Annotated in this window: 8 protein-coding genes; 4 read left to right on the top strand and 4 right to left on the bottom strand. The window is 41.6% G+C overall.

All coding sequences use genetic code 11. From position 1 onward, the window contains the following. Together B3182_RS11945 and B3182_RS11940 are read left to right on the top strand one after the other, a co-directional pair. Positions 1-310 (top strand): glycosyltransferase (locus tag B3182_RS11945; protein WP_292752865.1); only part of this gene is annotated, 310 nt, incomplete at its 5' end. Positions 311-344: 34 nt separating this feature from the next. Further along, complete coding sequence (locus tag B3182_RS11940) at positions 345-1,304, top strand: glycosyltransferase family 9 protein (RefSeq protein ID WP_292356109.1); 960 nt, start codon at positions 345-347, stop codon at positions 1,302-1,304. Here the strand turns inward: B3182_RS11940 and B3182_RS11935 are convergent. Both B3182_RS11935 and B3182_RS11930 read right to left on the bottom strand, forming a co-directional pair. Further along, positions 1,301-3,025 (bottom strand): carbamoyltransferase family protein, encoded by a 1,725-nt coding sequence (locus B3182_RS11935; protein WP_292356110.1) that lies wholly within the window; start codon positions 3,023-3,025, stop codon positions 1,301-1,303. The two genes, B3182_RS11940 and B3182_RS11935, sit on opposite strands and share 4 nt — an antisense overlap. 63 nt (positions 3,026-3,088) lie before the next feature. Further along, positions 3,089-4,012 carry a DUF6625 family protein gene (locus tag B3182_RS11930; protein ID WP_292356111.1) on the bottom strand — a complete coding sequence of 308 codons (924 nt, stop codon included), beginning with the start codon at positions 4,010-4,012 and terminating at the stop codon, positions 3,089-3,091. Positions 4,013-4,178: 166 nt separating this feature from the next. Between B3182_RS11930 and B3182_RS11925 the strand changes: the two genes are divergently transcribed. Both B3182_RS11925 and B3182_RS11920 read left to right on the top strand, forming a co-directional pair. Then, positions 4,179-5,318, top strand: a complete 1,140-nt coding sequence (locus B3182_RS11925) for a glycosyltransferase (protein WP_292356112.1) — start codon at positions 4,179-4,181, stop codon at positions 5,316-5,318. Next, positions 5,308-6,495, top strand: a complete 1,188-nt coding sequence (locus B3182_RS11920; RefSeq protein WP_292356113.1) for an O-antigen ligase family protein — start codon at positions 5,308-5,310, stop codon at positions 6,493-6,495. Before B3182_RS11925 ends, B3182_RS11920 begins: the two co-directional genes overlap by 11 nt. 1 nt (position 6,496) lies before the next feature. Here the strand turns inward: B3182_RS11920 and B3182_RS11915 are convergent, their stop codons facing one another. Both B3182_RS11915 and waaF read right to left on the bottom strand, forming a co-directional pair. Further along, entirely contained in the window at positions 6,497-7,645 is a 1,149-nt protein-coding gene (locus tag B3182_RS11915; RefSeq protein ID WP_292356115.1) for a glycosyltransferase, read from the bottom strand. Between the two features lie 73 nt (positions 7,646-7,718). Next, the coding region (gene waaF / locus B3182_RS11910; protein WP_292752860.1) for a lipopolysaccharide heptosyltransferase II at positions 7,719-8,654 on the bottom strand (936 nt) is incomplete at its 5' end.

Genomic DNA, 8,654 nt, shown 5'->3' with positions numbered 1-8,654 from the left:
GTTACACCCGGCGCGTTCAGAAAATACCGGTACCGTGATTCTTGAAGCTATGGTGGCCGGGCTGCCCAGTATGGTCAGTAGTGCCTGTGGTTATGCCAATTTTGTTAGAGATTCAAACGGCGGTGAATGTATTGACCAGCCGGAAGATACGTCAGCGTTTACCCAACAGCTGATCAAAATGCTCGATAAACCACGCCTGCAACAGCTGTCACAAAATGCCTTGGATTATGCCGCCACACATGATTTGTATAGCATGCCGCAGCATGCTGCTGCACTCGTGGAAATGTTAGCTAAAAAAATAAGCAAATAAAATCACTAGATAATTAAACAAAAATGTTAAATACATGAAATCAGTTAAAAGAATAGCCATCGTTCCTTTCCCTGCTCTTGGTGATGTCACAATTTGTTTACGGTTAGCCCAACACCTGACTAATAGTGGTTACGAAGTTACGCTGTTTGCAAATTTAATTACTTCAGCAACATTAAACTTCCCTTGGCTTACGCTTGGGAATTTGCCTAATGATCCTGAGAATTTAATATCAACGTATGATCTGATCCTTCTGGATGTCTTGTCGCCGTGGGTAAAAAAGCATTTAGTGGATTTAGAAGCTTCGAAAAATATATTACTTTTCACATCAAAGAATTATTCTAAAAGCCTTCCAACTAAAACTTTTTCAAATAAAGATTTAATTTCTCAATCATCAGGTACTTTTACTAATCGTCCACTTTGTTTAGATAAAAACAGCACCAAAAGTATGGTTGACTGGGTTGATGAGTATGGGCTGGAGGTATTAGGGGTTAAAGCCGATTCATCGTTACCTGCAGTTACTTTCCATCAGCCAAAGCAAGTTAAAAATTTAGTGGTGGTCTTTCCAACTACGCCAAATCCTAAAAAGAACTTTTCTATCAAAGGCTTTAATAAACTTGCAAACCAGCTAGTGAGCATGGGGTTTCAAGTAGAAGTTATTGTTATGCCCCATGAAAAAGAATTGTTAGAAGATAAGTTTGGGACAATAAACGTTAAAACATTTCAGGAAATCGCACATTTAATAGAATATCTGCGATCAGCTAAAGTGGTGATTAGCAATGATTCAGGTGGAGGACACCTTGCAGCAATGCTAGGTATCCCCACAATAACCATTACCCGTAAAAATAAAAACTTCGTATGGCGTCCAGGTTATAACCTGGGAAATGTCGTTTCACCAATTATTACTCTGAAATTTGGTGGCGAACACATCTGGCGACCATTTATTTCAATTAAAAAAATTGAAAGCATCACCAAAAAAATTATGCGTAATAGTTAAACTTTGGTGATCAGAATATCTTCCATCACCAGATATTGCAGATCGGAACCGAAGAACATATTCAACGCATCCGTTGGGCTGCAAACCATCGGTTCGCCACGACGATTCAATGAGGTATTCAGCACCACCGCATTGCCGGTCAGTTTTTCCATTTCTTCAATCAGTTCGTAATAACGTGCATTGGTCGATCGGGTGACAATCTGAGCACGGGCAGTACCATCTTCATGAACGACTTCCGGAATCCGTGATTTCCAGCTTTCCGCCACATCAAAGGTAAACGTCATATATGGGCTTGGATGCTCGGTCTGCAGAATTTCCGGCGCTACTCTATCCAGCATACTTGGGCAGAACGGGCGCCAGCGTTCACGATATTTAATCTGTGCGTTAATACGATCAGCAACACCAGAATGGTTTGGTGAACCCAAAATGCTTCGATTACCCAATGCACGCGGTCCAAACTCCATACGACCCTGAAACCAGGCAACTGGATTACCATCGGCTAGAATTTTTGCCGTGTCCCCACAAACATCATTTAGATATTGCCAGCTGACAGGTTGAGTATAACGTTCACAAGCATCAATACATTGTTGAGTGGTATAGGATGGACCAAGATAAACATGCTCCATTTTCTCGACTGGTACACCAGCCAGTTGTGAAGCATAACTGGCCGCACCAATCGCCGTACCCGCATCACTGGAAGCAGGTTGTACAAACAGTTCTTTGACGCCGGGCATGGCAATAATGCGCTGGTTAAGTTTGACGTTTAAAGCCACACCACCGGCATAAGCCACTTTACCTGTTTCACGAATAATATCGCCCAGGTAATAATCAATCAGATGCAAAGCACATTTTTCCAGCAATGCCTGGATGCTGGCGGCATAATCGATGTAAGGCTCGTCTTTTTCATCACCTTCACGCATTGGGCCTAACCATTCAATGAGTTCAGGGCTGAAAAAATAACCTTTGCCACCTTTTTTATAACGGCGGAAACCCACGGTATTCACTAATTTGGTATTGACCTTGAATTCGCCGTTTTCACAATAAATCAAACGTGAAAAATCAAAACGGTTCGGATCGCCATAAGGCGCCATGCCCATAACCTTGAATTCGCCATCAAGCATTTCAAAACCGAGATATTCAGTCATCGCACCATAAACGCCGCCGAGTGAATCCGGGTCATAAAACTCTTTGATTTTGTGAATTTTGCCGTTTTCGCCATAACCAAAAAACGTTGTGGCGTATTCACCTTTACCATCAATGCCGATAATCGCGGTTTTTTCTTGAAAACCACTCAGATGATAAGCGCTGCTGGCATGGGCCAGATGGTGTTCAACCGGGACAAATTTGACGCGTTTGGAATCAATCCCTAAATCATCAAGCAGTTTCATCACGTTTTTGTGATTACGCCAGTAACGACGATTACCAGAGAATAAAGCAGTTAATGCTCTGTCAGGCGCGTACCAGTGACGTTTGGCGTAATGCCAGCGAGCAGGTGATTGCAGGCCAATCTGCGCATAAGGAAACGCGACAATATCGATTTCATCGGGACGGATACCTGCTTGCTCAAGGCAGTATCTGGTGGCTTCATAAGCCATCTTTCCCTTGGCATGTTTGTCACGGAGGAAGCGCTCTTCTTCTGCAGCCGCCACGAGTTTTCCATCAATATATAAAGCAGCTGAGGCGTCGTGATTTACCGCGCCGGAAAGGCCTAAAACAATCATAAATTATCTTCGAGTTGCGTAAAAATATTGTTCAGTATATCAAGCGTAGAGGGCGTGAACCATTTAACCTTTCAGTTTGCCAGGATTAATCGGAGTAAAGCCTTGCGGGGAGATCTGAAAACCATTTTTACGAGCTTGCTCGATATCGATTTGCACCAATTTATCCAGTGAAGTCCATGCTGCTGGTGCATCACGCAGATTTTTGGGTAACCAGCGATTCGATTTCCAGTTCATGAAGTGGAGATACATAAATTCCCTGTTATCTCTATCATTGGTTAGATGACCATCTTTCCAGAACCATTGCTGTGGATGCTCTGAGCTTCCATCAATCCACTTAATTGGTGAGAGAACGGTACTAAACTGTTCTTTATATAAAACCCGCCTTTGATAGCGTGAGCTGTATGACCATAATTTTCGGAGCCACAAAGGATGATTTTTATGGCGGACAAACAGCTTGGAAAATTTTGATTCATCTAATCCGATATGTTCGTCCATTTCCATTAACTTTTGCCAATCTGGGATTTTTCGAAAAGCTTGTCGGTTTTGCTCGGTATTCCTAAATAGACTGAAGTGTCCAGAAAGACGACGGTTATGGGTTCCTATTACATCATATCTATCAAGCATTTCATCGGTAATAAATTGACGAATCTGTCCGTATATTATGTCTATATCACCGTAGGCATAAAAATCATAACTATCAATCTCATCTTGATGTACGAATCCATATGCAGGTCGAACATCACATAGTTTGAAAGGGGCTGGTGACGAAAAATTTATTCCTAACCGTTCGCTTATAAGTTTTTTGTAGTCAAGGAAACTTATATTAACAAACCGTACATTACGTGGACTTTTTTCTGGAATTTGGCAATCAGTATAAAACAACCAATCAATGTCGGGATTATGCATGCAGCTTAACAAATATAACTCGAACCATTCTGGCCATTGACCAAAATATGGAATGATTTTGATGATCTTTTGGTGTTGCATTGTTCAATTAAGTCCAAACTAAAAAATTAATACTTTGCACTTCCAGTATTCGACATTATGTGAAACATACTGTTGTTCTATGAACATAAAGTTCTATGTCTAGCTTATGAAAGTCCAACGGGGGATTATGCTGTATAATTTGGGGATTTCCAACAAAGCAAATTAGATGGCAAAACGAGATATTTCTGTCCTTCAACTGCATCAAGGTTACAACATAAAGCCGATTGATGTAGCTGACCTCGCGGAACAGGTAATCAAAGCACTTCCACCTGAAAAATTCGCTACCACAACTTTATTTGTTACAGGTAAACCCCAACCCGGCGAAAAAGAGAGCTGTGCGGAAAGAACCATCTATCTCGATTTGCCAAAAAAAAATCTTAGGGGTTTGAGGCTGCGAGCTCTCTACGAATTATTTAAGATCTTTAGAAGAGAACACTTTGATGTTGTAATTTGCAACCGATTCAAACCTACCTCTTTAATGGTCTGGTTACATTTGCTTATTGGCCGACCTAAATGTGTTTCGGTTGTGCACATCCTTAGTGATTATCGGCCATTTATGCGAAGATTGATGGTCAGGTTAATTGCACATAAATGGCATTTTGTTGCAGTTTCAGAATCAGTTCGACAAGGACTTTTTGCGCTTAATTGCGGTTTTAATGAACGCAATGTCACAGTTGTAGAAAATGCGATCGATTCCCAACAGATGCTATCGCTGCTCTATCCAGCAGACGTTTCCAGAAAAACACTCGACTTGCCAACGGCAAAGACCATTGTGGGCACGATAGGAAGGCTTGATAAGCGTAAAGGCCATATCGACCTGATAAGAGGTTTTGCCAAGATCCATCAGCAGTTCCCCGATGTCTTAATAGCAATTATTGGTGAAGGTAAAGAACGTAAAACACTAGAAGCTGAAATTGCGAGTCTAGGATTATCAGGGAAAGTATTTCTTTTAGGTAACGTAGATGGAGCCGCTCGTTATGTAAAGGCTTTTGATATTTGGATTATGCCTTCTCATAGTGAAGGTCTGCCGCTGGCATTAATGGAAGCGATGACGGCAAAACTTCCCATACTGACGACATCAATTCCCTCTATGGATTACATTGTTCGTCCGGCTGGCGGCAAGTGTTTTGAGGTTCAAAACCCTGATGATTTAGCAAAAGTGCTGAGTGATTGTTTGAAGTTAACTCCAGAACAAAGAGCAGAATTAGGAGATCAGTCCTTTAAATACTTACAGACCCACTTCTCTTTACAACGTTATCGAAATGAGTACCAATCTCTAATCGAGAGACTTTTGAATGACCGTTAGAACCTATTTCAGTTGGATGCTGGCATTATTTGTGACATCTTTTTTAGTGTTACCTACCAGTAAAATGGTGAACAATTTTTATTACATCTTCATTGCCATTCCTGGGCTTTATCTTTTACTGAGAAACTATAAATTACTTAAGCCAATAAATTCAACGGAATGGATTTTTTTGATTTTATGCTCGGTCATTACCTTTTATTCCGCTTTTTATCATACTAGGGCAATCATTCATGCCCTATATGTTCTGGTATTTGTTTATTCAATATCTCGCTTTGTAGACCCAAACTTTTTCAGCAGTAAAACCTTTGCCAGAATGTTGTTCTGGGGGGGGCTGCTTTACACTGCTGCCTGCGCTATTTCCTTTTATTTAATTGGCAACGAACCATTCGGGACTCGTCTGAATCCCGGTATATCAAGACTCTACAGTCCTATTCAGATCAGTATGTTTATTAGTTGTAGCTTGTTTATAGTTGGTCCGCACTGGATTAAAAATAGAAACCTTTGGGAAGGGCTCATTGGTTTTGTTTTGGCATTTTTGGCCATTACTTTAATCCTCCAGAGTCGCACTGGTCTTGTCGGGATGGGAGTATGGAATGCTTTTATGTTGATCTGTATGGTAAGAGGTTTCGGTTATAAAGGACTGATATTTCTGGTTGCAGGTTTACTGACATTATTGGTTATATCGATTCCAATGTTTGATTTGGCTGGCCAATCTACCGAACTGATTGAGCGTGGTGATTCGCATCGTTTGGCTATCTGGAATGGCTACCTGTTAGCGTGGCGAGACTGTGGAATATTGCTGGGGTGTGGTTTTCCAGAAACACCCTCCCCACACTTGGTATGGCAGCCTGATGGAAGTGAGGTATTTATCACTCACAATATACTTGTGAATTTACTTTATCACTTTGGTATTGTGCCATTAATGATGTTTTCTATCATGATTCTTAGTGTTTTAAATATAGCATGGCAGCAAAAAAACTGGTGGGGTGGATTTCTTTTTGCCGGGGTTTTCACCTTGATGCTGGATAGTAACAGTATTATCAATAATCCTGATGAAGTTTGGTTAATGCTGTGGTTACCTTTTGCTTTAATTCTGGCTGAAGAATGGCAAAGCAAAAGAGAAACTATTAAAAAGACTATAAACTGGTCAGGCACCCCAATTGTCGATGCAAACTAATTTATTTCAATAGTTCTGAGTGATCAGATTTAAGTATCTGACTGAAAAATGTATGTTTTGCTGATTCATCAGAAAAATAGTTTTCAAGTCGTTGCTGAGTTAAACTTTTGGGCTTATTCTCACCATTTGCCAGCTCAGCAATCTTATCGGCAAGCTCATCTGCATCTCCAAGTTTAAATAATAAACCTGTATCACCTACAACCTCTGGTGCACCACCACAATCTGAACTGATAATCGGCAGGTTTGCTGCCATAGCTTCTAATAGAACCATACCAAACGGTTCGTGATCTGATGCTAAAACGAAACAGTCGAAAGCATTGAAATACTGTCTTGCTAAAGGAATTTTGCCGAGTAACAACACATTATTTTCAATGCCCAATGAATGGATTAATTTTTTGAGCTCGTTTTCAAGTCGGCCTGTACCAATCATGACCAATAGCGACTGTTCTGGTAATCTTTCAAGCGCTAAGGCAAATCCCCGAATCAAAGTTTTGGGATCCTTATCAGGGTGCAGCCTGCCAACACTTCCTACTACCCATGCGGTGTCCGATAATTTCAATGCCTCCCTGGCCAGACTACGGGGTAGGAGTTCATTTCGAACTTTTTCAACATCAAGGTGATTATAGAAAGTGACAATTTGCTCTGCTGGCCAGTGAGATAAATTAAGCCGAATTTCATCTCGAACTGCATTCGATACAGCCAGAATTGTAACTCGATGTTGGAAACGATTGATCATCCAGCGCCTGCTGGCACGGTCAAAGTCCCCAAAGCTATGCCGGATACTATAAATCGGTAATTTTGTAGCTAATAAACCTACGTAAGCAGATTTAGCCCGGTGCGCGATACAAAACTCAAAAGGATATTGTTTTGCAATTTGGTGAATTTCACGAATAACTTGAAGTTTTAAGCCCCGTAGTTTTTTGCTGGAGTGTCCCAGAAAAATGACTTCATCCGAATCTGCTGCTTTTGCAACAGCATCGTCTGGTTCACCTGTCATAAATACAGTTACTATCCGATATTTTGTCCCTTTAAATATCGCGGAAAATTGACGGGCACAATCAAGAAATGGATCATAATAACAGTGACAAATTTGAAGAATGTAGGTCGTATCGTCATTATCAATAGAGATGTTTTCTTCAATATCCGTCATTACTTATTCACCATTTAGTAACCTTGCCACATTTTAATCCCTTACTCTTTTTATTTTAAGGTGATGATAAAAATCAATTTGTTAAAATCATTTTGGTTATGGTGGCAGAAGAAATATCCTGCATACATTTGTGATGACCTAACGGACAAGTCCGCTGAAAACAGGGGCTACACTCAATAGGAATCTGCACCAGTTGGGCATTATCAGAGAGCGGTGGGGTAAAGGCTGGCGATGTCGGGCCGTAAATCGCGATTAAAGGTTTATTGAGTGCAGCAGCAATATGCATTAAGCCGGAATCATTACTGACAACCTGATCGGCTGTGGCAATTAAATCTATGGCTTCGCCCAGTTTGGTTTTGCCACATAGATTCACAACATTCTGTTTATCGGTTATACCTGCAACGATCTGTTCACCTACCGCTGTATCGGCTTTAGAGCCCATAATCAAAACTTGCCAGCCTTGCTGCGTAAGCTGCTCACCCAGCTCTGCGTAATGAGTCGCTGGCCATTGTTTTGCTGGGCCAAATTCAGCGCCCGGACATAAAACCAGACGTTTCTGATTTGGCGATTTAACTGGAGCCAGTTCATTGGATACAGCTTCGGCAATCATTTTTGGGGGAAAATATTCCGGTGCAATATGTGCCTGACTGGCCGGGTGTGCCAGCGATACAAAACGTTGCACCATTAACGGTAAAGCTTGTTTATTGAGTTTGCGAGGATCATTAAGCAATCCATAACGCATTTCGCCAAGCCAGCCGGTGCGAGTTGGTATTTGGGCAAACCAGGGAATAAGCGCCGATTTCCAGGAGTTCGGCAGCACAATAGACTGATCATATTTTTTATGCCGCAAGCCCAGACCTATTTGCCGCCGTTGTTTCCAGCCAAACACACCATGGGTTACCGGCATGCTAATCGCTTCGCGGATTTCAGGCATACGCGCCAGTAAGGGACGGGTCCATTCCGGCGCCAGCACATCAATATTGCCATCGGGATAACGCTGCTTAAGCGC

The sequence above is a fragment of the Methylophaga sp. UBA4204 genome (genome assembly GCF_002379485.1).
In the GTDB taxonomy this organism is placed as follows: Bacteria; Pseudomonadota; Gammaproteobacteria; order Nitrosococcales; family Methylophagaceae; genus Methylophaga.
Note: the sequence above shows the minus strand (reverse complement) of the source record. Positions and strands in the feature narration are given on the sequence as shown.